This window comes from Salinicola lusitanus, from assembly GCF_003206045.1.
GTDB classification, from domain to species: Bacteria; Pseudomonadota; Gammaproteobacteria; order Pseudomonadales; family Halomonadaceae; genus Salinicola; species Salinicola lusitanus.
In genome coordinates this window covers 232,183-256,353 of the sequence record NZ_PZJM01000009.1, presented here as the reverse complement: position 1 = coordinate 256,353, position 24,171 = coordinate 232,183, and the positions used below count along the sequence as shown (strand labels likewise).

At 63.5% G+C, this 24,171-nt stretch carries 19 protein-coding genes; 10 read left to right on the top strand and 9 right to left on the bottom strand.

All coding sequences use genetic code 11. From position 1 onward, the window contains the following. The first annotated feature begins 22 nt into the window (after nt 1-22). Both DOM45_RS20410 and DOM45_RS14490 read left to right on the top strand, forming a co-directional pair. A complete protein-coding gene (locus DOM45_RS20410) occupies nt 23-703 on the top strand; it encodes a YiaD family glycine zipper/OmpA-like lipoprotein (RefSeq protein ID WP_110602101.1) in 681 nt (226 codons plus the stop codon). A gap of 88 nt (nt 704-791) precedes the next feature. Next, on the top strand, nt 792-1,643 hold the full coding sequence (locus DOM45_RS14490; protein ID WP_110601643.1) for a 23S rRNA (adenine(2030)-N(6))-methyltransferase RlmJ: 852 nt from the start codon (nt 792-794) through the stop codon (nt 1,641-1,643). Nucleotides 1,644-1,685: 42 nt separating this feature from the next. On the opposite strand, the gene ggpS is transcribed toward DOM45_RS14490, so the two are convergent. The 5 genes from ggpS to DOM45_RS20240 all read right to left on the bottom strand — a co-directional run bounded on the left by ggpS (nt 1,686) and on the right by DOM45_RS20240 (nt 7,938). Next, nucleotides 1,686-3,965, bottom strand: a complete 2,280-nt coding sequence (gene ggpS / locus DOM45_RS14485; protein WP_110601641.1) for a glucosylglycerol-phosphate synthase — start codon at nt 3,963-3,965, stop codon at nt 1,686-1,688. Nucleotides 3,966-4,109: 144 nt separating this feature from the next. After that, nucleotides 4,110-5,405 carry an MFS transporter gene (locus tag DOM45_RS14480; RefSeq protein ID WP_110601640.1) on the bottom strand — a complete coding sequence of 432 codons (1,296 nt, stop codon included), beginning with the start codon at nt 5,403-5,405 and terminating at the stop codon, nt 4,110-4,112. Nucleotides 5,406-5,613: 208 nt separating this feature from the next. Then, on the bottom strand, nt 5,614-6,693 hold the full coding sequence (lplAB, locus tag DOM45_RS14475; protein WP_110601638.1) for a lipoate-protein ligase LplAB: 1,080 nt from the start codon (nt 6,691-6,693) through the stop codon (nt 5,614-5,616). A 68-nt stretch (nt 6,694-6,761) separates the two neighbouring features. Then, nucleotides 6,762-7,661 (bottom strand): PhzF family phenazine biosynthesis protein, encoded by a 900-nt coding sequence (locus DOM45_RS14470; protein WP_110601637.1) that lies wholly within the window; start codon nt 7,659-7,661, stop codon nt 6,762-6,764. A gap of 43 nt (nt 7,662-7,704) precedes the next feature. After that, the gene (locus DOM45_RS20240) at nt 7,705-7,938 is read right to left on the bottom strand and encodes a DUF1127 domain-containing protein (protein WP_205909476.1); all 234 of its coding nucleotides are present in this window, start codon (nt 7,936-7,938) and stop codon (nt 7,705-7,707) included. 194 nt (nt 7,939-8,132) lie between these two features. Between DOM45_RS20240 and DOM45_RS14460 the strand changes: the two genes are divergently transcribed. Then, nucleotides 8,133-9,569 (top strand): aminotransferase-like domain-containing protein, encoded by a 1,437-nt coding sequence (locus tag DOM45_RS14460; protein WP_205909475.1) that lies wholly within the window; start codon nt 8,133-8,135, stop codon nt 9,567-9,569. 80 nt (nt 9,570-9,649) lie between these two features. On the opposite strand, the gene mnmE is transcribed toward DOM45_RS14460, so the two are convergent. The 4 genes from mnmE to rpmH all read right to left on the bottom strand — a co-directional run bounded on the left by mnmE (nt 9,650) and on the right by rpmH (nt 13,509). Then, on the bottom strand, nt 9,650-11,041 hold the full coding sequence (mnmE, locus tag DOM45_RS14455; protein WP_110601634.1) for a tRNA uridine-5-carboxymethylaminomethyl(34) synthesis GTPase MnmE: 1,392 nt from the start codon (nt 11,039-11,041) through the stop codon (nt 9,650-9,652). Between the two features lie 144 nt (nt 11,042-11,185). Next, nucleotides 11,186-12,874: a membrane protein insertase YidC gene (gene yidC / locus DOM45_RS14450; RefSeq protein WP_110601633.1), complete on the bottom strand. Its 1,689-nt coding sequence runs from the start codon at nt 12,872-12,874 to the stop codon at nt 11,186-11,188. A 105-nt stretch (nt 12,875-12,979) separates the two neighbouring features. Further along, nucleotides 12,980-13,363, bottom strand: a complete 384-nt coding sequence (gene rnpA / locus DOM45_RS14445) for a ribonuclease P protein component (protein ID WP_110601631.1) — start codon at nt 13,361-13,363, stop codon at nt 12,980-12,982. A gap of 11 nt (nt 13,364-13,374) precedes the next feature. Then, on the bottom strand, nt 13,375-13,509 hold the full coding sequence (rpmH, locus tag DOM45_RS14440) for a 50S ribosomal protein L34 (RefSeq protein WP_019019264.1): 135 nt from the start codon (nt 13,507-13,509) through the stop codon (nt 13,375-13,377). 605 nt (nt 13,510-14,114) lie between these two features. Here rpmH and dnaA point away from each other — a divergent pair. From dnaA to DOM45_RS14405, 7 genes are all read left to right on the top strand, one after another. Then, nucleotides 14,115-15,593, top strand: coding sequence for a chromosomal replication initiator protein DnaA (gene dnaA / locus DOM45_RS14435; RefSeq protein WP_110601628.1), 1,479 nt, complete (start codon nt 14,115-14,117; stop codon nt 15,591-15,593). Between the two features lie 166 nt (nt 15,594-15,759). Beyond that, nucleotides 15,760-16,863, top strand: coding sequence for a DNA polymerase III subunit beta (gene dnaN, locus DOM45_RS14430; protein ID WP_110601626.1), 1,104 nt, complete (start codon nt 15,760-15,762; stop codon nt 16,861-16,863). Between the two features lie 221 nt (nt 16,864-17,084). Continuing rightward, nucleotides 17,085-18,170, top strand: a complete 1,086-nt coding sequence (gene recF / locus DOM45_RS14425) for a DNA replication/repair protein RecF (RefSeq protein ID WP_110601624.1) — start codon at nt 17,085-17,087, stop codon at nt 18,168-18,170. 19 nt (nt 18,171-18,189) lie between these two features. Beyond that, entirely contained in the window at nt 18,190-20,604 is a 2,415-nt protein-coding gene (gyrB, locus tag DOM45_RS14420) for a DNA topoisomerase (ATP-hydrolyzing) subunit B (RefSeq protein WP_110601622.1), read from the top strand. Between the two features lie 436 nt (nt 20,605-21,040). Continuing rightward, on the top strand, nt 21,041-22,333 hold the full coding sequence (locus DOM45_RS14415) for an ABC transporter substrate-binding protein (RefSeq protein ID WP_205909474.1): 1,293 nt from the start codon (nt 21,041-21,043) through the stop codon (nt 22,331-22,333). Between the two features lie 54 nt (nt 22,334-22,387). Then, nucleotides 22,388-23,293: a carbohydrate ABC transporter permease gene (locus DOM45_RS14410; RefSeq protein ID WP_110601620.1), complete on the top strand. Its 906-nt coding sequence runs from the start codon at nt 22,388-22,390 to the stop codon at nt 23,291-23,293. Continuing rightward, a complete protein-coding gene (locus DOM45_RS14405; protein ID WP_110601618.1) occupies nt 23,290-24,165 on the top strand; it encodes a carbohydrate ABC transporter permease in 876 nt (291 codons plus the stop codon). The genes DOM45_RS14410 and DOM45_RS14405 overlap by 4 nt, the downstream gene beginning before the upstream one ends. The last annotated feature ends 6 nt before the right edge of the window (nt 24,166-24,171 follow it).

Below are 24,171 nucleotides of genomic sequence, written 5' to 3'. Positions count from 1 at the left end.
GAGCTCTCCAAGCATGAAGATGATGAAAAAGACGTTCTGGTTGTCCATTCCGGTTGCCGTGGCGGTCGGGGTGGCAGGCTGCGCCTCCAACGGTGCCGACACCCAGCAGCAGCAAGGCGGCGGCAACTCCAATACCTGGGGTGGCGCTGGCATCGGTGCGGTGGCGGGTGCCGTCGTCGGGGCGCTCACCGGTGATGGCGGCAGCAGCACGCGGGACCGTGCCTTGATCGGTGCGGCAGCGGGCGCGGCGATCGGCAGTGGCGTCGGTGCTTACATGGATTCCCAGGAGAAGGAACTGCGCAATCGCCTGGACGGCACGGGCATCGGTGTCGAGCGTAACGGCAATGACCTGATCCTCAACATGCCGAGCAGCGTGACGTTCGAAGTCGATTCCAGCGACCTTCAGACACCGGCCCGGCAGGCCCTCAACGACGTCAACGCGGTGCTGCGTTCCTACCCGGAAACCCGGATCAACGTGGCCGGCTACACCGACAGCACCGGCTCGGACAGCTACAACCAGAAGCTTTCCGAGCGCCGCGCGCAGTCGGTGGCGACCTATCTCGAGCAGGGTGGTGTCGAAGCCGGTCGGATCAATGCAGTCGGCTACGGCGAGAAAAACCCGATCGCCAGCAACGAGACCGATGCCGGGCGCGCCCAGAATCGTCGCGTCGAAATCACTTTGACGCCGACCCGGCAGTCCTGAGACGACCCGCCGTCACGAGACGGTCGACGTATCGATCTCGAATCCGGGCGTGGCCAAGTGCCGCGCCCTTTTTGATGGACAGACGCACATGCTTGCCTACCAGCACGCCTATCACGCCGGCAATTTTGCCGATGTTCACAAGCACCTCGGCCTGAGGCGACTCATCTCGGCGATGACGCGAAAATCCTCCGCCATCAGCTTCGTCGATACCCATGCGGGCCGCGGTCTCTACCCGTTGGCTGCGGCAGAAACGCAGAAGCTCGGCGAGTTTCGTGACGGTGTCGAGCGACTGTGGCAGAAGCGTCGCAGCTTTGCCGTCGAGTCGCCCGTCGGGGAGTGGCTGGCCTCGTTGGCGACACTGCAGTCCGGGACCGAACTGAGTCGCTACCCCGGCTCTCCCTGGTGGCTGGGCTCGATGCTGCGCCCCCAGGACCGGCTGACGCTGTTCGAGCTGCACCCGGGCGAGCACCGCCACCTGTCGGATCAGACGGTATCGCCCCACGCCGGCGTGCAGCGCCGACACGCGGATGGCCTCAAGGGGCTGGTCAAGCTGGTGCCGGTCTCCACGCCGCGGCTGTGCGTGCTGATCGATCCCAGCTACGAGAAAAAAGATGAGTACGAAGAGGTCGCCGAAACGCTGATCCAGGTCGTGCGAAAGGTGCGGCATGCGGTGGTGTTGATCTGGTATCCGCTGCTGCCGGCCGGACGCCATCGACTGCTGCTGGACACGCTGCGACAGGCCGGCATACCCAAGCTGTGGCGCAGCGAGTTGAAAATCCGTGAGCCGGCTGCCGAGCGTGGCATGTACGGCAGCGGGCTGCTGATGCTCAATCCGCCCTGGCAGCTCGACATCGAGCTCGACCAGGCCTTCACCACGCTGGCATCGGTACTGGCCGATGACGCCAGGCACCAGGGCCAATGGTGGACCGGCGAGGCGTGACGGCGCCGCCCGGCGCCGTCATCCTGCTGCTTTCGTAACCCGTCAGACCAGGTCGTTGGTCGGGTTGGACGGGCTTTCGGTGCCTTCGGGTTCCTGGCCCTGGATGGCGGCGATGAATTCGTCGCCCCAGCGTCGGATGTCGTTGTACTCGACGATGTCGTTCAACTGGCGCAGGCGTGCCTCCGCTTCCGCGCGAGGCAGGTTGAGCCCCAGGTAGCAGGTTCGAGCGAGATCGTGGAGGTCGTGGGGGTTGGTCAGGATCGCGCCCTTCAACTCCGCTGCCGCGCCGGCGAATTCCGACAGCACCAGCACGCCGCAGCCCTGGGTCATGCCTTGGGTGGCGGCGAACTCCTTGGCGACCAGATTGAGGCCGTCACGCAGCGGTGTTATCCACATCACGTCGGCCATGGCGTACCAGGCGACGACCTCCTCGAACGGGAACCCGCGGAAGTAAAATTGAACCGGCGTCCAGCCGACGTCGGCGAACCGGCCATTGATATGACCGATGGTCTGCTCGATCTGGGTCTGGAGCTCGTTGTAGATGGTCATCTCGCGGGCGGCGGGCACGCAGATGCTGACCAGGGTGACCTTGCCGCGCAGCTCGGGGTTCTCGTCGAGCAGGAGTTCATAGGCCTGGAGCTTCTCAAGAATGCCTTTGGTGTAATCGAGCCGTTCGACCGACAGGATCAGTTTGACGCCCTCGAACTCCTGGCGCAGTTCGGCCATGCGCGAACTAGCACCCTCCTGGTCGAGCGCATTCCTGATCCGGTTGAGATCCAGTCCCACCGGATGCGCGCCGAGCCTCACCACCCGAGAGCCGGTATCGACCGCCGTGGTCATGGTCTCGAGTCCCACCGCGCAGCCGTAGGTCAGGAATCGCGGCGCGCAGCTCTGGCGGGACAGCGTGGTCAGCGGGACGACGCCGCGGGCGACATCGACGAAGTTCTCGACCTGGCGCGGGATGTGAAAGGCGACATAGTCGCACTGCAGCAGGCTGCCGATGATCTCGCGGCGCCATGGCAGCACGTTGAAGACATCCGCCGAAGGGAAATAGGTGTGGTGGAAGAAGGCGATGCGCAGATCCGGGCGCATCTCGCGAAGATAGGCCGGCACCATCCACAGGTTGTAGTCGTGAATCCAGATCAGTGCATTCTCGGCGGCCTCTTCGGCGGTGCGTTCGGCGAAAGCGCGGTTCACCTCGCAGTAGACTTCCCAGTCGTCCTCGCGGAAGTGCGCGCGCTCCCAGAAGGTGTGCAAGGTCGGCCAGAACGCCTCCTTGGAGAAGCGTTTGTAGAAAGTGTCGACCTGCACCTTGGTCAGCGGAACGCGGGCAGCCGTCAGCAGCGGATACTGCTTGGCATCGACGCTGGTGTGGGTGACGAATTTTTCTTCGTCCTCCTCCTCGTAGATCGACCACGCGATCCACGAACCGCGCTGGTCGGCGAAGAAGCTCAGCAGCGTCGGGATGATGCCGTTGGGCGAGGTCGGACGGCGGCGCTGGATCTTGCCATCGACCCGATACTCTTCGTAAGGCAGGCGGTGGTAGACCATCACCAGCTCGGCCTTGCCGGTCTGGGTTTCGTCGCGACGGTTCTCCGCCGCCACGCCATGGGCACCGAGAAAGCCGAAGTGGGCAAACGCTTCGATGATGCCGGCACAGCCGGCGTTCTCGGCGTGCATCACCCGCGTCTGGTTCTGGGTCTGCTCGAGCAGCTTGGGTTCGGATCCCCCGACGCAGACAGATTTGAAACCGGCGGTGAGCATGGCGAGGTCGTTCATGGTATCGCCGGCCACCAGCACTTCTTCCTCGTCGATTTCGAGCCATTCGACCAGTTTCTGCAGGCTACTGCCCTTGTTGACCCCTTTTGGCAGGAAGTCGAGATAGCGCTCGGCCGAGTAGAGCATCTCGCAGTCCAGTTCTCGGGCGAGGGCGACCAGGGCCTCGTCCGTGGCGCGCTCGGGCGGGCAGTAGTAGGAACAGCGTCGCAGCTGCGGTTCGTCCTGGCGCACCACATCGGGAAAGCGCTGCATGGCGCTGGCGATCCGGGATTCGCCGGGCCAGCGGGAATCGATCTCGTTCTGCAGCGGCTGGATCGGCTGCAGGCTGTCACCCAGATAGAGGCTGGCGCCGACATCGGCGACGATATAGTCCGGCTGAGGCAGCGTCGGGTCGGACAGCAGCGGCAGGATCGCTTCCAGACTGCGACCACTGATGTAGGCGAGCTTGATGTCCGGATGCGCGGCGATGGTCTGGTAAAGGCTCAGGCGGGCTTCGGAGTCGCCGCCCAGAAAGGTGCCGTCGAGATCGGTTGCAAGTAGCATGTTTTCCTCCTGTCCGGCCTCAAGGGACCGGAACGATTTTCCCTGCGCGAGCGGCTCATGCGTTCGTCGAGTGGCTGTGGCGCAGAGGCCGTTGCCGTTTCGGCGCAGCCGTGCATGAAACGGCGACAGCCCCTGGGTTCGGGATCAGGCCTTGCCGGCCATCTCGACGATTCGCTGGCGTTCGTGCTCTTCGTAGAAACTGGGGTCGGCGAACAGATCCCTCTGCACGTCGTCGTACATCATCTCCAGGGCTTGGCTGCTGGTGGGTGTCATGGGTTCGAAATGGGCCGTATCACCGCTGACCAGCACCGAGACGCGACGTCGGCGGTAGATGGCGTAGCCAGCGAGCATCGCCAGGACGGCGGCGATGTAGAGCGGTAATCCCTGGTTGCCGACGTTATGCATGATCACTCCGGCCAGAATCGGGGCGACGGCACTGCCGGCACCTTGTACGACCAGCATATCAGCTGAACCGGCGACGATTTCGTCGGGATGCAACTGATCGACCAACTGGGCAACGGCAATCGGGTAGATCGAGAACGATAGACCGCCCCAGACGAAATATAGTCCGAGCAGCGTCATCTGGTTGGGGGCGAACGGCATGGCGATCGCCGCGACGGCGGCCAGAATCACGACGTAGGTCATGACCCGGGGGCGGTCATGAGTATCGGAAAATCGACCGATGGGTATCTGCAGCAGTGCGCCGCCGAGAATGGCGCAACTCATCACCACGCCGACCCCGGCCACGTCGAAGCCGACGCCGCGCGCATACACCGGTGTCATCGTCCAGAAAGCTCCCATCGCCAGCCCGGACATCATCGAGGCGGCAACGGCCAGCGGTGCGAATTTCAGCAGCGCCTTGAGGCTGCTTTTCGGGCGAGCACTCATGACCGGCTGGCTGCGTTTGGTGATCGTGATCGGCAATAGCGCCCAACTGATCAGGATCGACGCCAGCGCGAACAGCAGGAAGCCGTCCGGGGTATCCAGGCGCAGGATCTGCTGGGCGATGGCCAGCGCCCCCAGGTTGACCACCATGTAGATCGCAAAGACCCGCCCTCGCTGGTGGCTGGAGGCCTGGCTGTTCAACCAGCTCTCGATCACCGTCATCAGGGTGATGAAGGAGAGGCCGTAGATCACCCTGAGACCCAGCCAGACCCAAGGGTTGATGAAGATCAGGTGAAGCAGCGCGGACGAGGCGCAGAGGCCGGCACAGAACGCGAAGGTACGGATGTGGCCCATGCGTTTGATCAGCCGGCCGCTGATCCAGGTACCGCCAATGAAGCCGATGAAGTAACCGGACATGATGATCCCGATCAGGCTGGTCGAGAATCCCTCATCGGCGCCACGCAGTGTCAACAGGGTGTTGATCAGGCCATTGCCGAGCAGCAGTAGCGCTACGCTCCCCAACAACGCCCGAATGGGTCGCAGTAACGACCACATAGCCTTCTCCTTGCCATCGCTCGATTCAATCCATGCAGTAAGCGTGCCGAAGGGGATGGCGATCGCAAAAATCGCCTTTATTATAAGATGATATTATTGACTCGTGGTCGTAACCATAGCCGATGTTATTCGGTGCCGTGCACTCGCAGGGTGCATATCGGCTGACCCGATTCAGCTTAGCAGCTGTAAGTGAAACTGCCGTGTTGCGTCAGGGAACGCGTCGCAACCAGGCCTCGCTCGAGAACTTGTCGTTGGCCAGGGCATGTGCCCGTTCCAGCTCGCCCTCGGTGAGAGACGTTGGCATCAGGGTAAAGCGTGCGGCGAACGAGTCGATCATGCGCTGGATGATCGTCTCGCGCTCGAGCCCGGTCTGGCGCCTGAGGGGATCGACGCGCTTGCCGGCACTGGCGGTGCCCTTGTCGGAGAGTTTCTCGCGCCCGATCCGCAGCACGCGGGTCAGTTTGTCGGCGTCGATGTCGTAGGCCATGGTGACGTGATGGAGCACGGCGCCATTGATGCGCTTCTGCGCGGCGCCGGCGATCTTGCCGCCCGGGGAAGTGATGTCGTTGATCGGCACGTACCAGGCCTTGATGCCCATGTCGCCCAGGGCCTGGATCACCCAGTCGTCGAGAAAGGCGTAGCTTTCGACGAAGGTCAGCCCCTGGACGAGGGTTTCCGGCACGATCAGCGACCAGGTGATGGTGTTGCCCGGCTCGACGAACATGGCGCCGCCGCCGCTGATGCGCCTGACCACCTCGATGCCCTCGGCCGCCGCCGCATCGCTGTCGACCTCGTTGGCCAGCGACTGGAACACGCCGATGATGATGGCGGCGCGATCCCACTCCCAGACCCGCAGCGTCGGGCCGCGGCGGCCTTCGGCCACCTCGCGGGTCAGCACTTCGTCCAGCGCCATGTGCAGCAGCGGTGGCTCCGGCGCGCGGTGGATCAGGCCGAACTGGTGGTCCCGCCAATCCGAGGTCCGGGAGAGCGCGCGTCGTATCACGGTGGCGATGGCCGGCACGGAGAGTCCGATCATCTCGGTCTGCGGTGGCAGCGCGGCTCGAATCGTCGCGATCAGGGTGTTGGCGTCGGCATCGACCGATGCGCCCTCGAGGGCGCGGTCGATTGCTTCCAGCGCGTCGTCGGGCTCGAGGAAGAAATCCCCGGACAGCTGTACCGATGCCAGTCGCCCGTCGCGGACCGTGACATCCGCCACCAGCAGTTTCCCGCCCGGTACCTTGTATTCGCCGTGGTAAGTCCCTGCGTCACCGTTGACCGCTTCCGACATCGTCTCGCCTCGCCCTGAACGTTCGCACTGCCGCCAGTATAGCGCTCGCTGGCGCGGGAGAATGTCGCTCAGAGATAGAGAGTCCCCTCGCCGATGATGACGGATTCGCCTTCGATATGAATGATGTCTCCGTGGGTCCCATGTTCGACCTGGCCGTAGATATGGCTTGGGCGATCCATCTCGACGCCCTGTATCACGTGCCAGTCCAGCGTTCGATCGAAGGACTCCTGGCGGGAGAGATAACCGATCAGAGGCGCTGCGGCGCTACCCGTGGCGGGATCTTCGGGAATCCCCATCGAGGGTGCGAACATGCGTGTGCGCAGCTGCCGTGCCGACTGGCGAACATAGAGATAGAGATCGCGGTCAGCGGGATTCGGGAACACGGCTTGAAGTCGGGCGCCGTTGACCTGGGCCTGGCGGAGACTGTCGAGGTCGGCTATCTCGATCAAATTGAATCGTATCCCGCAGGACGCCGCCACGGGTCGTGAGGCAATGGCGCTCGTCGGCAGGCCGAGTGATTCTGCTGCCATCTCGATCGTGAGAGGAGACTCGGTGATCTTGAGCGGCATCGCCGTGGTCAGGCGCGCACGGTTGCCCATGAAGCGGATTGGCACATCACCAACGCCTTCCCTCAACAGCAGGGGGCGCTCACCATCGTGCCACCCCAGCGCTCTCAGCAAGCAAGCGGTACCCACGGTGGGGTGTCCTGCAAAAGGAATTTCTCCCCCGGGAGTGAATATCCGAATGCTGACGTTATCGATCTGCTGGCGATCGGTAATGAATACGGTTTCCGAAAGATTGAGTTCCTTGGCGATGCGCTTCATGGCATCGCCATCTAGGTCGGCAGCATCGGGGAATACCGCCGGTGGATTGCCGGCGAAAGGGGTATCGGTGAAGACATCCAGCAGAAGGTAGCGATGGGGCTGGCGTTTTCCGACCGGCATCTGAGTTCGTAACGCTTGGCTCATGTCCTCTCCTTGTCGTGGATGAACCTCTTCTCGGGGTTGGAGACTAGCGCCAGAAGGCTTGACGTACCTCTCTATCGGCCTGGGCTCGCGTCAATCCGATATCCGCCAGCTGCCGCGCATCCAGTTGGGCCAATTGCTGGCGGGTACGCCAGCGCATCCAGGGCCCGGGGCGGTAGACGCCTCGGGTGTCCTGGGTGCAGGGCTTCTGACTTGTGCTCGACGCGGCTCTCCAGCGGAAGAAAGCCGGAAACAGCGGAGAAAACAGGGCAAGGCGCATGGGACGACTCCCGGTATCTGAATGTGGGGTCCAGATTAAGGCGAAGGAGGTAGTGCCATACAGATCCAGAAAAATGCTATATAAAAGATACAGAAGCCCGATGAAGCCATCTGTATGCCGGACTTTGGCCTCATCTGTATCGTGAAGTGACGGCAACGAGCATACACAATGAGGCCATGGTCTCCGGAGGTCCCATGCATCGCTACGAACGACTGGCCGATCATCTGCGCGAGCGTATCCAGAAGGGCTATTACCGGCCCGCCGACCGGTTGCCCTCGGTGCGCGCCCTGGCGCAGGCACATGGGGTCAGCCTCTCTACCGTGCAGCACGCCTACCACCAGTTGGAAGACGCCCAACTGATCGAGGCGCGGCCCAAGTCGGGCTATTTCGTCTCGCTACAGCGGGAGCGGCCGCTGCCGCCACCGGCCGGACGAACGGCGCAGCGGCCGGTGGAAGTCTCGCAGTGGGAACAGGTGCGCGAGGGCACCTGCGTGCTGCCGGATGCCAGCATGCACAACCTGGGCCGAGGGATGCCGGACATCGATGCGCCGACGCTCAAGCCGCTGCTCCGGGCGCTGTCCCGTGTCATCCGGCGCCAGGATCTGATCGGGCTCAACTACGATACGCTGCATGGCCGCCCCGAACTGCGTGAACAGATCGCGCGCCTCGCGGTCGGCCACGGTTGCCGGCTGCACCCCGACGACATCGTGGTCACCACCGGCTGTCACGAGGCGATCTCGATCGCCATGCGTGCGGTGTGCGAACCCGGCGGCATCATCGCGGTGGATTCGCCGAGCTTCTATGGCGCCCTGCAGTCGATTCGCGCCTACGGCATGAAGGCGATGGAGATTCCCACCGACCCCGAAACCGGGATCAGCCTGGAGGCGCTGGAGCTGGCCCTGGAGCAGTGGCCGATTCGTGCCATCCAGGTGACGCCGACCTGCAACAACCCGCTCGGTTATACGCTGTCGCTCGAGCGCAAGCGGGCGCTCTACGCCCTGGCGCAGCGCTTCGACGTGGCGATCATCGAAGACGACGTCTATGGCGATCTCAGCTACGCCTTCCCACGCCCGGCGACGATCAAGTCCTTCGACGAGGAGGGGCGGGTGCTGCTGTGCAGTTCGTTTTCCAAGACCCTGGCCCCGGGGCTGCGGCTCGGCTGGATCGCGCCCGGCCGCTATCACGAGCGGGCGCTGCACATGAAGTACGTCGGTACCGGCGCTACCGCCACCCACGGCCAGATGGCGGTGGCCGAGTTCATCCGCGAGGGGCACCACGATCCCCACCTGCGCCGGATGCGGGCCCAGTATCAGCGCAACCGCAATCTGATGCTGGACGTGATCGCCGACGCCTTTCCGGCCTCGACCCGGGTCAGCTATCCGGCCGGGGGCTTCATGCTATGGCTGCAGTGCGAGGGAGATATCGACACCGTCGCGCTCAACGAGCGGCTGATGGCGGAGGAGATTCGTATCGCCCCCGGCGTGATGTTCTCCGCCACCGGCAAGTATCGCCACTGCCTGCGCCTCAACCACGCCGTGTTCGATGCCGCGATCGCCCGGGCGGTGGCGCGGGTAGGTGAGATGGTGGGCGAGCCGGCGAGCGAGGGGTGCCGGCCCAGGCGTCTGGCCTGAGGCACTGGCGAAAATCCCGGTAAGCCTATTCGGCTCAAAAGATGAGCCGTATATCACCTCTAATCGGCTCACTTGCCGTTTTACTTGCCGATGCAGAAGCTGCCGAAGATCTCGCCGAGCAGATCGTCGGCGGTGAACTCGCCGGTGATCTCGTTGAGCGACTGCTGGGCGTCGCGCAGGTCCTCGGCGAGCAGCTCGCCGGCGGCGGCGCCCTCGAGCTGGGCCGTGCCGCTGGCCAGTGCCTGGGCCGCTCGGTCGAGCGCATCGAGATGACGGCGGCGGGCGGAGAAGCGGCCTTCGGTGGTGGCATCGAATCCCATCACCGCCTTGAGGTGGGTCTTGAGGTTATCCACACCGGCGCCGGTCTCCGCCGATATCCGGATCACCGGAGGCGTTGTGGATAGGTCGAAATCGCTGCCCTCGCCGCTCTCGTCGATCTTGTTGCGCACCAGCGTCAGCCGCTCGGGGTGGGGCAGGCGTGCGACGAACTCGGGCCAGATCGCCTGAGGGTCGGTCTCTTGCGTGGTGCGGGCGTCGACCAGCAGCAGTACGCGGTCAGCCTTCTCGATCTCGGTCCAGGCGCGGGCGACGCCGATCTGCTCCACCGCATCCGGGGTGTCGCGCAGGCCGGCGGTGTCGATCACGTGCAGTGGCATGCCGTCGAGATGAATATGCTCGCGCAGCACGTCGCGAGTGGTGCCCTCGATCTCGGTGACGATGGCGCTGTCGCGCTCGGTGAGACGGTTGAGCAGGCTCGATTTGCCGGCGTTGGGTCGCCCGGCGATCACCACGCTCATGCCCTCGCGCATCAATGCACCCTGGTTGGCGGCGGCACGGACGGTTTCCAGCGTCTGGCGCAGGGCTGCCAGCCTGGCGGCGACCACGCCGTCGGCGAGGAAGTCGATCTCCTCCTCGGGGAAGTCGATGGCGGCCTCGACGTAGAGACGCAGTTGAATCAGCTCGCTGACCAGTTGCGAGACGCGGCTGGAGAATTCGCCCTGCAGCGAGCGCAGGGCGTTCTCCGCGGCGGCGCGGGAGCTGGCGTCGATCAGGTCGGCGATCGCCTCGGCCTGAGCCAGATCGAGCTTGTCGTTGAGGAAGGCGCGCTCGGAGAACTCGCCGGGCCGGGCCAGCCGCGCACCGAGCGCCACGCAGCGCTCCAGCAGCATGTCCATCAGTACCGGACCGCCATGGCCCTGGAGCTCGAGCACGTCCTCGCCGGTGAACGAGTTCGGGCCGGGGAAGTAGAGGGCGATGCCTTCGTCGATGACGCTACCCTCACCGTGGAACGGCCCGTAGTGGGCGTATCGCGGGGTCGGATGATGCCCGAGAATGCGCTCCGCCAGGGCCTCTGCCGACGGCCCCGAAATACGGATGATGCCGACGCCGCCGCGCCCGGGGGGCGTAGCCAGGGCCGCGATGGTGTCCTGGCGGTAAAGCGGCGCGTGGGCAGAGGGGGACGGCGCGTTCATGAGCTTCTCCGAGAATCGATATCGTAGCTGGCCTGGCGGGCATTGTCCGAGGGCTCTCGGTGGAATGCCAGTGCGGAAAAGCCAGAGCCTGAAACGCCAGACCCCCGCCGGGGCGGGGGTCTGGTGGTGCGGGGGAGAGCCGTGTCAGCCTTTGGCTTTCACGGCCTTGCCGTTGCCGGCATCCTCCTTGAGCACCTTGTTGGTGATGAACCACTGCTGCAGGATCGAGATCGAGTTGTTGACGATCCAGTAGATCACCAGACCGGCCGGGAACCACAGGAAGAAGAAGGTGAAGACCACCGGCAGCATCTTCATGATCTTCGCCTGCATCGGGTCCGGCGGGGTCGGGTTCAGGAACTGCTGCAGCAGCATGGTGGCGCCCATGATGATCGGCAGGATGAAGTAGGGGTCCTTGGCCGAGAGATCATGGATCCACAGGATGAAGGGCGCGTGGCGCAGCTCCACCGACTCCATCAGCATCCAGTAGAGCGCGATGAACACCGGCATCTGGATCACCATCGGCAGGCAGCCTCCCAGAGGATTGATCTTCTCCTTCTGGTAGAACTTCATCATCTCCTGCGACATCTTCTGGCGATCGTCGCCGTACTGCTCCTTGAGCCGCTTCATCTCCGGGCCCATCTTGCGCATCCGGGCCATCGACTTGTAGGCCTTGGCCGCCAGCGGGAAGAGCACGATCTTGACGCAGACGGTCAGCAGGACGATGGACCAGCCCCAGTTGCCGATCAGGCCATGGATCTTCTCCAGCAGCCAGAACAGCGGGTTGGCCAGGAACCAGAGCCAGCCGAAATCGACGGTCAGCTCCAGGTTCGGTGCCACCGCCTCGAGGCGATCCTGCACCTTCGGGCCGACGAACAGGGTGGCAGCGAGCGTCGCCTTCTGGCCGGGCTCGAGGGTCTGGTTGGGTCCGGCGAAGGCGGCGACGGTACGATCGCGATTGTCGACGCTGCCGTAATAGAGGTTCTGCTGATCCGGGTTGGGCACCCAGGCGGAGGTGAAGTAGTGCTGGATCATCGCGACCCAGCCACCTTTCACGTCGCGGTTCTGGAAGTTGCCCTTGCGGATGTCGTCGAAGTCGACCTTGCTGTACTTCTCGTCCGGCGAGGAGAACGCGGCGCCCAGGAACGAGTGCATGCCGACGCCCTGGCCGCTGGTCGGGTCGGCGCTCTGGTCGCGGGCGAGCTGGCCGATGAAGCGGGCGGTGACCGGCTGCTGGCTCTCGTTGTCGATCAGGTATTCGACCTTGATCGCGTAGCTGTCGCGGTCGATCACGAAGCGCTTGATGATATCGACGCCGTTGACGCTGCCATGCAGGTCGACGTTGATCGAGTCTTCACCTTGGCTGAGCTTGTAGCTGTTCTGGTCGGCGGTGAACGGGATCCGGCCGGAGTGGCCCTCGATCTGCAGCCCCGACTTGGCCACGTAGCTGCGCACGTTGTTGTCGCTGAGCAGAACGAAGGGGGTATCGGAGTCGAGCGCCTGGTCATGACCGAACAGCGCGGCGTAGACGATATCGCCGCCGTTGGGATTGATACGCAGGTCCAGCACGTCGCTCTGGACCTGGATCAGGTTGCTGCCTTTGGCCGGATCGGCGTCGGCGGGCATGTCGTCCTGAATCGGCTTGGCTTTACCGTTGCTGCCCGTCGGCGCAGACAGGGCGCTGCCCTCGCCGTCATTGCCGTTACCCGATGAGGCCGCCATCTCCGGCGCCGGGTTGTTCACGACGTGCTGACCGTAGTCCTGATTCCACTGCATGATCAGCAGGTAGGCCAGCACGGCCAACGGAATCACGAAAAGGAGTCGTTTCAAATCCATATAGGGGTCTGCCCGGTAAGGGAATGGGTCGGTGGGCGCCGGGCATCGGCGATCGACCGGCGAGGTTCGCCGGTGCTCCCCGGCCTTCGGCGCGGGGATGTCCGATCAGGAAGACGAAACGTCTTGACGCATCTGGCGAGCGGACTTCTCCAGGCGTCGCCACATGCCATTGAGCTGGCGGGCGACGCTGGCGTTGTCCAGCTCATGTACCCCTCGTCGCGCGAGTATGACGATATCCACTGCCGGTAAACGATGCTGTTGATGGCGAATGGATTCGCGCACGAGGCGCTTGAGGCGATTGCGGTCGACGGCACGGCGCACGTTCTTCTTGCTGAAGATCAACCCGATCCGTGGATGGCCCAGAGCGTTGGGTCGGGCCAACGCCAGCAATCCTTTACCATGGACCTTGTAGGGAGCGTGGTCGAAGACGTGCTTGTAGTCCCCGGCATTCAGCAACCGCAACTGCCGGGGAAAACGCTGATCGGACACCCGGCGTCCGATCAGGCGCTCAGGCGTTTACGGCCTTTGGCACGGCGACGGGCAATGACCTGACGGCCGTTCTTGGTGGCCATGCGGGCGCGGAAACCGTGGACGCGCTTACGCTTCAGAACGCTGGGCTGGAAGGTGCGTTTCATAGTTGCTAATTCCCAATTAGTTGATTTCTAAAGAAAACTGGTTGAAGCGGGACGCCCGGCGCATTCGCGGGAAGCGGGCTCACTCGACTCAAGAGCGGGAATTCTAGTGAATCCGCGGTTCGGGTGCAATTTTTCCGTGAATTATCCACACCCCGTTGTGAGTGGATCGCCAGCCGTTACGCCCCGAACGGGAGACCCGTGGCGTGAGTGGCCATCGACGATTGTCGTGGCGATGCCGGTAATCGGCTCGGGATGCGAGATCGAAGTTGCTCGAGGGTGTCAATCACACCATGTGGTTAACGACGGGGATAACCTTTGTGGATAACCTTATAAAATCAATATTTATCATTGGTTTAATGGCTTTTTTTGGGTTGTGGGGAAGTTGCGAACGAGCCGTGCATAGGGTGAGGATCGCCGGCGTGTGGCAAGACCGTCCACACCGCCTTGTCCACGCGGATTACCCTGGACATCCACAGTATTGCCAGCGGTGACGGGCGAGTTATCCACAGTTGTTGGAAAGTCGACTTCGTGTGGATAACCTGGCAGGCCGACGCTACAATGTGCGGCCGTTTTTTCTATTCTCTCTCAACGTTCGGTGAGGTCGTGTGTCTGTCGCTCTCTGGCAACAATGTCTGAACTCGCTGCAGGATGAATTGAGCTCTCAGCAATTCAATACCTGGATTCGTCCTCTGCAGGCCGAGGACGGCGAAGTGGACGAACTCTGTCTGTTGGCCCCCAACCGATTCGTCCGTGATTGGGTCAGCGACAAGTACCTGAAGCGGATCAACGAACTGTTGCGCGAGGTTGCCTCCAGCAGCAAGCCTCCCAAGGTCCACCTGACGGTGGGGAGCCGGCGGGCCGCGGCGGTGTCGCCGCGGGATCTTGGCGCGCCGGTTTCCGCCCCGAGTCGTCAGCCTCAGCGATCCACGGCGCCGGGGATTCAGACGAGCCCGCGCTCCAACGAGGCGGCCGAGGAGAAGCAGCTCGATCGAACCCGTGAACGCGAAGAGAGTGGACGCCGGGGCAGCGAACGCCAGGTCCAGGTCGAGGGTAGCCTCAAGCACGGCAGCGGACTCAATCCCAATTTCACCTTCGAAACCTTCGTCGAGGGCAAGTCGAACCAGCTGGCGCGGGCCGCCTCGCGCCAGGTATCCGAGAACCCCGGCGGGGCCTACAATCCGCTGTTCCTCTACGGCGGCGTGGGTCTGGGCAAGACCCACCTGATGCATGCGGTGGGCAACCACCTCGCGGGTCTCAGAGACAACGCCAAGGTGGTCTATCTCCACTCCGAGCGCTTCGTCGCCGACATGGTCAAGGCGCTGCAGCTCAACGCGATCAATGATTTCAAGCGTTTCTATCGCAGCGTCGATGCGCTGCTGATCGACGATATCCAGTTCTTTGCCGGCAAGGAGCGCTCCCAGGAGGAGTTCTTCCACACCTTCAACGCCTTGCTGGAAGGCGGACAGCAGATGATCCTGACCTCGGATCGCTATCCCAAGGAGATCAGCGGCGTCGAGGAGCGCCTGAAATCGCGCTTCGGCTGGGGGTTGACGGTGGCGATCGAGCCGCCGGAACTCGAGACCCGGGTGGCGATCCTGATGAAGAAGGCGGATCAGGCCGAGGTCGATCTGCCCCACGATGCGGCGTTCTTCATTGCCCAGAAAATCCGTTCCAACGTGCGCGAGCTGGAGGGGGCGCTGAAGAAGGTGATTGCCGACTCCCACTTCATGGGCAAGCCGATCACCCAGGATTTCATCCGCGAGTCGCTCAAGGATCTGCTGGCACTGCAGGACAAGCAGGTCGGGATCGAGAACATCCAGCGCACGGTGGCGGAATACTACAAGATCAAGCTGGCCGATCTGCTCTCCAAGCGCCGCTCGCGTTCGGTGGCGCGGCCGCGCCAGGTGGCGATGGCGCTGGCCAAGGAGCTGACCAACCACAGCTTGCCCGAGATCGGCGATGCCTTCGGTGGCCGCGACCACACGACGGTGCTGCACGCCTGTCGCAAGGTGGTGGCGCTGAAGGAGGAGAGCGCGGACATCCGCGAGGACTACAAGAATCTGATGCGACTGCTGACCAGTTGAGGCGGCGCGTGACGAATTCCCTGGCCGCGGGGATTGCTAGCGACGACCGGCACGGCAAGAATGAGACGGCGCGGCCCGACGGTCTGCTCGTCCGTCCCATGATGCAAAGCGATCCACCGGTTACCGGATTCAACTTCAGGCTTATTGAACCAACAACGGAGCCCCAATGAAATTTTCCATCTCTCGCGAAGCCCTGCTGCGCCCGCTGACGCTGGTGGCCGGGGTGGTCGAGCGCCGCCAGACCCTGCCGGTGCTCTCCAATGTGCTGATCGAAGTCCAGAACGAACAACTGGCATTGACCGGTACCGATCTCGAGGTGGAATTGATCGGCCGTGCCACGCCGGCGCTGGTGGACGAGCCAGGGTCCGTCACGGTGCCGGCGCGCAAGCTGATGGATATCTGCAAGTCGCTGCCGGACCAGTCCGACATCAGCTTCTCGCTGGAGGACGGCCGTGTCGTGCTGCGCGCCGGGCGTTCGCGCTTCACGCTCTCCACGCTGCCGGTGGCCGAGTTCCCCAACATCGAAGATGGCCAGAACGACACCACCCTGTCGCTGCCGCGGGGCACGCTGAAATACCTGATCGACTCGACCTCGTTCGCCATGGCCCAGCAGGACGTGCGCTACTACCTCAACGGCATGCTGCTCGAACTGGCCGACCATCTGGTGCGCACGGTCGCCACCGACGGCCACCGTCTGGCGGTCTGCGAACGCAGCGCCGAGATCGAGATGGAGGCACCGCGCAAGCTGATCGTGCCGCGCAAGGGCGTGCTGGAGCTGACGCGTCTGCTCGACGGCAGCGACGAGCCGGTCGAGCTGATGCTGGGCTCCAACCACATCCGCGCCAACACCGGTGAATTCACCTTCACCTCGAAGCTGGTCGATGGCAAGTTCCCCGATTACGACCGGGTCATTCCCAAGGGCGGCGACAAGGTGTTCATCGCCGAGCGCGGCGAGCTGCGCCAGAACCTGGCGCGTACGGCGATCCTCTCCAACGAGAAGTACCGCGGCGTGCGCCTCCACCTCGAGGAGAACAACCTCAAGGTGATGGCCAACAATCCCGAGCAGGAAGAGGCCGAGGAGAACGTCAGCATCGAGTACTCGGGCGACGCGCTGGAGATCGGCTTCAACGTCGGTTATCTGATCGACGTGCTCAACGTGCTGGATGCCGACCGCATGCAGATGACGCTGTCGGACGCCAACAGCTCGGCCTTGATGGAAGAGCCGGGTGGTGGGGATGCGCGCTACGTCGTCATGCCGATGCGCCTTTGACGAGCGGTAATGGCTGCGCGCGCGAATCGCGTTGTTGCACGCCGCCCGTCAAGCTCGCCTAACCCCGTTGTTATGTCTCGCTTTTCGGGCGGCCTGCGCCGCGCGCTTCATCGCGCTCGCCGATTACCCGTCAGCGTCGGTGTGGCCGATCATCTCTCGCCAACGTCTTCCGCGGTGGTCGGGCGTTTCCTCTTGTCTCTTGCCATGAGTTGTCACGTGCCATGCCGCTCGATCGGTTGAGTTTTCACGGCCTGCGCAATCTGGGTGCGCTCGAGATGGCGCCCGGGCCGCACATCAATCTGATCACCGGGCCCAACGGCAGCGGCAAGACCTCGCTGCTGGAGGGCATCCACGTGCTGGGGATGGCGCGGTCGTTCCGGACCCAGAAGCTCAAGGCGCTGATCGACCACGACGCCGATGAGGTGACGCTGTTCGGGCGGCTGGCCGGCGATCCGCCACTGCCGGTCGGGGTACGTCGCCGCCGCGATGGCACCGAGCTCGAGCTGCGGATCAATGGCGAACGCGCCTCGCGCATCACCCAGTTGGCCGAGGCGCTGCCGCTGCAGTTGATCAACCCCGACGCCTTCCGTCTTCTCGAAGGCTCGCCGGCCGCCCGACGCGAGTTCCTCGATTGGGGCGTGTTTCACGCCGAGCGGGAGTTTCTGGACAGCTGGAAGCGGGTCAGAAGGGCCTTGAAACATCGGAATGCCCTGCTCAGACATGATAGAATCGACGTCCAGTCGATCCATGTCTGGGAGCGTGAACTCGCCCACTGGAGCGAGCGTCTGGACGGGCTGCGCGCGAGTTACATGACGCGCTTCCTGCCGGTGTTCGAAGAGACCCTGGCGGCGCTGTTGCCACTGCCGGATCTGACGCTGCGCTACTCGCGGGGTTGGGATCGGCAGCGGGCCCTGCTGGAGGTATTCGAGGCCGGGCGCGACACCGATCGCCAGATGGGCTTTACCCAGCAGGGGCCGCAGCGTGCCGACCTGCGTATTCGCGTCGGCCGCCATCCCGCGGTGGAGGTACTGTCGCGCGGTCAGCAGAAACTGGTGGTCAGCGCCATGAAACTGGCCCAGGGGCGCCTGCTAGAGCAGTTGACGGGAGGCACCTGCCTTTACCTGATCGACGACCTGCCAGCGGAGCTCGACGGTGATCATCGGCGGATCTTCTGCCAATGGTTGGAGCGGCTCAACTGCCAGGTCTTCATCACCAGCGTCGATCGCGCGGCGCTGGCCGACGTCTGGCAGCCACAAACGGATGTCGTGGCATCGACACTGGCCGGCGGGCGGCTGCATTCGGAATGATTTCACCATGGAGTGAGCAATGAGCGAACAGGCCTACGATTCATCGAGCATCAAGGTCCTCAAGGGATTGGACGCGGTGCGCAAGCGTCCCGGCATGTACATCGGCGATACCGATGACGGTACCGGGCTGCACCACATGGTGTTCGAGATCGTCGACAACTCCATCGACGAAGCGCTGGCCGGTCATTGCAGCGAGATCCGGATCGTCATCCATCCGGACGAGTCGGTGACCGTCTCCGACGACGGCCGTGGCATTCCCACCGATATCCACGCCGAAGGCGTCTCCGCGGCCGAGGTCATCATGACCGTGCTCCACGCCGGCGGTAAGTTCGACGACAACTCCTACAAGGTGTCCGGTGGCCTGCACGGCGTGGGGGTCTCGGTGGTCAACGCGCTTTCGGAGCAGCTCAAGCTGACCATCTGGCGCAACAACCAGGTCCACGAACAGATCTATCACCATGGTGTGCCGCAGGCGCCGCTCGCCATCGTCGGCGAGACCGAGAAGTCCGGTACCCAGATCAGCTTCAAGCCGTCCAGCGATACCTTCGCCAATATCGAGTTTCATTACGACATCCTCGCCAAGCGTCTGCGCGAGCTGTCGTTCCTCAACTCCGGCGTCGCCATTCGCCTGGTCGACGAGCGCGACGGCCGCGAGGAGCTGTTCCACTACGAAGGCGGCCTGCGTGCCTTCGTCGACCACCTCAACACCAATCGCACCGCGATCAACCCGGTCTTCCACTTCGAGATCCAGCGTGAAGACGGTATCGCCGTGGAAGTGGCGATGCAGTGGAACGACACCTTCACCGAGAACGTGTTCTGCTACACCAACAACATTCCGCAGCGTGACGGCGGCACCCACATGGCGGGCTTCCGCGCGGCGCTGACGCGCACCCTCAACAGTTACATCGAAGCGGAAGAGATCCAGAAGAAGGCCAAGGTGGCGACCGCCGGCGACGACGCCCGTGAAGGTCTCACCGCGATCATCTCGGTCAAGGTGCCGGATCCCAAGTTCTCGTCGCAGACCAAGGACAAGCTGGTCTCTTCCGAGGTCAAGACCGCGGTCGACCAGGAGCTGAGCCGTCAATTCTCCGACTACCTGATCGAGCATCCCAACGAGGCCAAGGCGATCGTCAGCAAGATGATCGATGCCGCCCGTGCCCGGGAAGCCGCGCGCAAGGCCCGCGACATGACCCGGCGCAAGGGGGCGCTGGATATCGCCGGGCTGCCCGGCAAACTGGCCGACTGCCAGGAGAAGGACCCCGCTCTCTCCGAACTCTACCTGGTGGAGGGCGACTCCGCCGGCGGCAGCGCCAAGCAGGGTCGCGATCGGCGTACCCAGGCGATCCTGCCGCTCAAGGGCAAGATCCTCAACGTCGAGAAGGCGCGCTTCGACAAGATGCTCTCGTCCGCCGAGGTGGGCACGCTGATCACCGCACTGGGCTGCGGCATCGGGCGCGAGGAGTTCAATCCGGACAAGCTGCGCTACCACTCGATCATCATCATGACCGATGCCGACGTCGACGGCTCGCACATCCGTACGCTGCTGCTGACGTTCTTCTTCCGCCAGATGCCGGAGCTGATCGAGCGTGGCCACGTCTTCATCGCCCAGCCGCCGCTCTACAAGATCAAGCGCGGCAAGCAGGAGATGTACCTGAAGGACGAGCAGGCGATGACCGACTACCTCACGACCACGGCGCTGGACGGCGGGCGGCTCTACGTCAACGCGGACTCGCCGGGCATCGCGGGCGAGAACCTGGAAGCGCTGGTCAACCAGTATCGTGACGTGATGAAGCGCATCGACCGGCTGTCACGGGTCTATCCCAATGCCGTGCTGCGCAAGATGGTCCACGCGGTCAAGCTCGACGAAACCAATCTCGACGACCGCAACACCATGCAGAACTGGATCGACGAGCTCCAGGTGGCGATGGACTCGCTGATCGCCCACGAGGGCGGTCCGCGCTATACCTTCCAACTGCAGGAAGACACCGAGCGCGGCCTGTGGATGCCGAGCGTGGCGCTGACGGCTCACGGCGTGACCACGGATTATGTCTGGGGTATCGACTTCTTCCGCAGCGCCGACTATCGCGCGCTGGCCACCCTGGGCGAGACCCTCGATGGCCTGATCGAAGAGGGCGCCTATATCGCCCGTGGCGAGCGCCAGAAGCCGATCGGCAACTTCTACGATGCGCTCGAGTGGCTGATGCTGGAAGCGCAACGCGGGCTCAGCATCCAGCGCTACAAGGGGCTGGGGGAGATGAACCCGGATCAGCTGTGGGAGACCACCATGGATCCGGGCTCACGACGCATGCTGCGGGTCTCCATCGAGGATGCCGTCGCCGCCGACCAGATGTTCAATACCCTGATGGGCGACGAGGTCGAGCCGCGTCGTGATTTCATCGAGCGCTTCGCGCTGGTGGCCAATCTGGACATCTAGGGGCCCGTCCCTTCCGGTTGCGCGTCGAATCCGCCCAGGCTTCGTTGCGTGACAAGGCCCTAGCACCGGGTCCGCCAGCGCGGGCCCGTCGAACCAGCGGCTCATCCCTCGGGATGGGCCTTTTTTTTGCCTGTCGTTGGCGCGGCAGCCCGCCTTGTCGAAGTCAATCGGCCGTGACCTCGGCCCCGCGATATAGCGCATTGGTCGATGCGACTTTGGGTGGAGGGGCCGAGCCCGTCTGGCCGGAAAGCGCACCACCATGCGCGGTGGCGTCGGCCACGGGCACCCGACGCGACCGGGCGTGCATCCATGGTTGTATTGTTAGGCAAAAGCGGTTGGGCAATAGTCGCGATCACCCCACCAAGGCATCGAATAAAGTGGGCCGTTTCGTAAAAGAACGAGATACCGCTCCCCAACAAGAAGAGGAATCGAAGGGATGCACGCCAATCGAAACAAGATCGTCATGAACTGCCTGGGACTGGCTTTGCTGCCATTCGCGTTTGCGCTGCCGACGAGTGCAGTGGCTGCCGATACCGCCACCAACGGCGAGGTCGAGGTGCTCAACTGGTGGACCTCGGGTAGCGAGGCCAAGGCGCTGGGCGCGCTCAAGGATGGGCTGTCGGAGCAGGGAATCGGCTGGAAGAACATGCCGGTAGCGGGCGGCGCCGGCACCAACGCCATGGCCGTGCTGCGCTCGCGGATCACCTCTGGCAACCCGCCGACGGCGGCCCAGGTGCTCGGCTACGATGCCCAGGACTGGGCCAAGCGCGACGCCTTGAGCTCCCTCGACGAGGTCGCCAAGGCGGGCAACTGGGACGAGGTCTTCCCGCAGCCGTTGCAGCAGTTCGCCAAGTACGAGGGCCACTGGATCGGTGCGCCGTTCGAGATCCATTCGACCAACTGGGTCTGGGCCAACAAGTCGCTGATGGATGAGCTGGATATCGAGCAGCCCAAGACCTGGGACGACTTCATCGCGTCGCTGAAGAAGGCCAAGGACGCGGGCTACACCGGCCTGGCCTACGGCGGCCAGCCATGGCAGGACACCACGGTGTTCGAGAACGTGGTGCTGGCTACCGGTGGCGCCGACTTCTATCGCAAGGCGATGATCGACCTCGATCCCGAGGCGCTCGATTCCGACACCATGGCCCAGTCGTTCGACCACCTGCGCGAGCTGCTGCAGTACAAGGACGACAACTCGCCCGGCCGTGACTGGAATCTGGCCACGGCGATGGTGATCAACGGCAAGGCGCTCTACCAGATCATGGGCGACTGGGCGAAAGGGGAGTTCCTCAACGCCAATCTCGCGCCGGGCAAGGACTTCATGTGCTTCCGCACCCCGGGCACCCAGGACGCCGTTACCTTCAACAGCGACCTGATGATCATGTTCGATACCGATGATGCTCAGCAGCAGCAGATGCAGCAGACCATGGCCACGATCATCGGCTCGCCCGAGTTCCAGATCGCCTTTAGCCAGATCAAGGGCTCGGTGCCGGCGCGCATGGACCTCTCCGCCGACAAGCTGGACGCCTGCGCCCAGCGCGGTTACGAGCAGGTCAAGGCCGCGGCCAAGAACCACACGCTGATGGGCAGCATGGCGCACGGCTATGCCGCACCGGCATCGGTCAAGAACGCCGTTTTCGACATCATCTCCTCGTTCGTCAACAGCGACATGCCCAGCGATGTCGCCGCCGAGCAGCTGGCGATGGCGGTGCAGGGCGCAACGTCCTGATGATCGGCCCCGCCGCCAGGCGGGGCGTCTCGTTCACGAGCCGAGAGTGATGTGATGTCCAATGCTTCTTCGGAGCGGGACGATAGCGCGCGGGAGCGACTGCAGCGCTGGCTACCCAAGCTGGTGCTGTCGCCCTCCTGCGTCCTGGTCCTGTTCTTCGTCTATGGCTTCATCGCCTGGACCAGCTACATCTCGTTCAGCGACTCCGGCATGATGCCGGACTACACCTGGGTCGGGTTGCACCAGTGGTCGCGGTTGTGGACCTCCTGGACCTGGGGGATCGCGCTGCACAACATCTGGGTCTTCGGGCTGCTCTATATCGTCAGCTGTATCGTGCTGGGCCTGATACTGGCGATTCTGCTCGATCAGCGAATCCGGGCCGAAGGCGTGCTGCGCACCATCTATCTCTACCCGATGGCGCTCTCGTTCATCGTCACCGGTACCGCCTGGCAGTGGTTTCTCAACCCCGGACTGGGGCTGGAGAAAACCATGCACGACCTGGGCTGGCAGAGCTTCAGCTTCAACTGGCTGATCGATTCCAACATGGCGATCTACACCGTGGTGATCGCCGCGGTCTGGCAGGCCACCGGCTTCGTTATGGCGATGTTCCTGGCGGGGTTGCGCGGCATCGACGGCGAGATGATCAAGGCCGCCCAGATCGACGGCGCCCCGGCCTGGAAGATCTATGCCCGCATCATCATTCCCCAGCTGCGACCGGTTTTCCTGAGCGCAGTCGTGGTACTGGCGCATCTGGCGATCAAGAGCTTCGACCTGATCGTGGCGATGACCGGCGGCGGGCCGGGCAATGCCACCGCGGTGCCGGCGACCTTCATGTACTCCTACGCCTTTTCGCGTAACGAAATGGGTATCGCCGCGGCCAGCGCGGTGTTCATGCTGGCGGTGATCGCCGCGCTGATCATCCCCTATCTCTACTCCGAGCTGCGGGAGCCCCGATCATGAGTGCCGCTTCCTTCACTGCACGCCGGGGTCTGGCGACCCGGGCGGTGCTCTACGCGATCCTGGCGCTGTTTGCGGTCGTCTATCTGATGCCTCTCTACGTGATGCTGACCACGTCGTTCAAGACGCTGGAGGAGATCCATCAGGGCAACATGTTGGCGCTGCCCGGGGAATGGACCCTGGACCCCTGGCGCGAGGCCTGGGGCAGCGCCTGCATCGGTCTCGAGTGCAACGGCGTGCACGGCTACTTCTTCAACAGCATCAAGATCGTGGTGCCGGCAGTGTTGATCTCCGGGCTGCTGGGCGCGTTCAACGGCTACGTGCTGACCAAGTGGAAGTTTCGCGGCCACAAGATCGTGTTCGGCCTGATGCTGTTCAGCTGCTTCATTCCGTTCCAGATCATCCTGCTGCCGATGGCCCGGGTGCTGGGCATTCTGCATCTGGCCAACAGTACCGGTGGGTTGGTGCTGGTCCACATCGTCTATGGCATCGGGTTCACCACCCTGTTCTTCCGCAACTTCTACGCCAGCTTTCCGGACGAGCTGGTGCGGGCGGCGCAGCTAGACGGTGCCGGTTTCTTCACCATCTTCTTCCGAATCCTGCTGCCGGCCTCGGTACCGATCATCGTGGTCACCATCATCTGGCAGTTCACCAACGTCTGGAACGACTTCCTGTTCGGCGTCTCGTTCGCTTCCGGCGACAGCGCGCCGATCACGGTGGCACTCAACAATCTGGTCAACAGCTCCACCGGGGTGAAGGCCTACAACGTCAACATGGCGGCAGCGATGGTGGCGGCGGTGCCGACGCTCATCGTCTATATCCTCGCGGGCAAGTATTTCCTGCGCGGGTTGATGTCGGGATCGGTCAAGGGCTGAGGATCA

Coding starts and splice junctions, on each gene's coding strand:
- DOM45_RS20240 (WP_205909476.1), bottom strand. CDS start 7,938: ATGCGCCTTGCCCTGTTTTCTCCGCTGTTTCCGGCTTTCTTCCGCTGG.
- DOM45_RS20410 (WP_110602101.1), top strand. CDS start 23: ATGAAAAAGACGTTCTGGTTGTCCATTCCGGTTGCCGTGGCGGTCGGG.
- DOM45_RS14415 (WP_205909474.1), top strand. CDS start 21,041: ATGCACGCCAATCGAAACAAGATCGTCATGAACTGCCTGGGACTGGCT.
- DOM45_RS14410 (WP_110601620.1), top strand. CDS start 22,388: ATGTCCAATGCTTCTTCGGAGCGGGACGATAGCGCGCGGGAGCGACTG.
- yidC (WP_110601633.1), bottom strand. CDS start 12,874: ATGGATTTGAAACGACTCCTTTTCGTGATTCCGTTGGCCGTGCTGGCC.
- DOM45_RS14480 (WP_110601640.1), bottom strand. CDS start 5,405: ATGTGGTCGTTACTGCGACCCATTCGGGCGTTGTTGGGGAGCGTAGCG.
- gyrB (WP_110601622.1), top strand. CDS start 18,190: ATGAGCGAACAGGCCTACGATTCATCGAGCATCAAGGTCCTCAAGGGA.
- rpmH (WP_019019264.1), bottom strand. CDS start 13,509: ATGAAACGCACCTTCCAGCCCAGCGTTCTGAAGCGTAAGCGCGTCCAC.
- dnaN (WP_110601626.1), top strand. CDS start 15,760: ATGAAATTTTCCATCTCTCGCGAAGCCCTGCTGCGCCCGCTGACGCTG.
- recF (WP_110601624.1), top strand. CDS start 17,085: ATGCCGCTCGATCGGTTGAGTTTTCACGGCCTGCGCAATCTGGGTGCG.
- ggpS (WP_110601641.1), bottom strand. CDS start 3,965: ATGCTACTTGCAACCGATCTCGACGGCACCTTTCTGGGCGGCGACTCC.
- mnmE (WP_110601634.1), bottom strand. CDS start 11,041: ATGAACGCGCCGTCCCCCTCTGCCCACGCGCCGCTTTACCGCCAGGAC.
- DOM45_RS14470 (WP_110601637.1), bottom strand. CDS start 7,661: ATGAGCCAAGCGTTACGAACTCAGATGCCGGTCGGAAAACGCCAGCCC.
- lplAB (WP_110601638.1), bottom strand. CDS start 6,693: ATGTCGGAAGCGGTCAACGGTGACGCAGGGACTTACCACGGCGAATAC.
- DOM45_RS14490 (WP_110601643.1), top strand. CDS start 792: ATGCTTGCCTACCAGCACGCCTATCACGCCGGCAATTTTGCCGATGTT.
- DOM45_RS14460 (WP_205909475.1), top strand. CDS start 8,133: ATGCATCGCTACGAACGACTGGCCGATCATCTGCGCGAGCGTATCCAG.
- DOM45_RS14405 (WP_110601618.1), top strand. CDS start 23,290: ATGAGTGCCGCTTCCTTCACTGCACGCCGGGGTCTGGCGACCCGGGCG.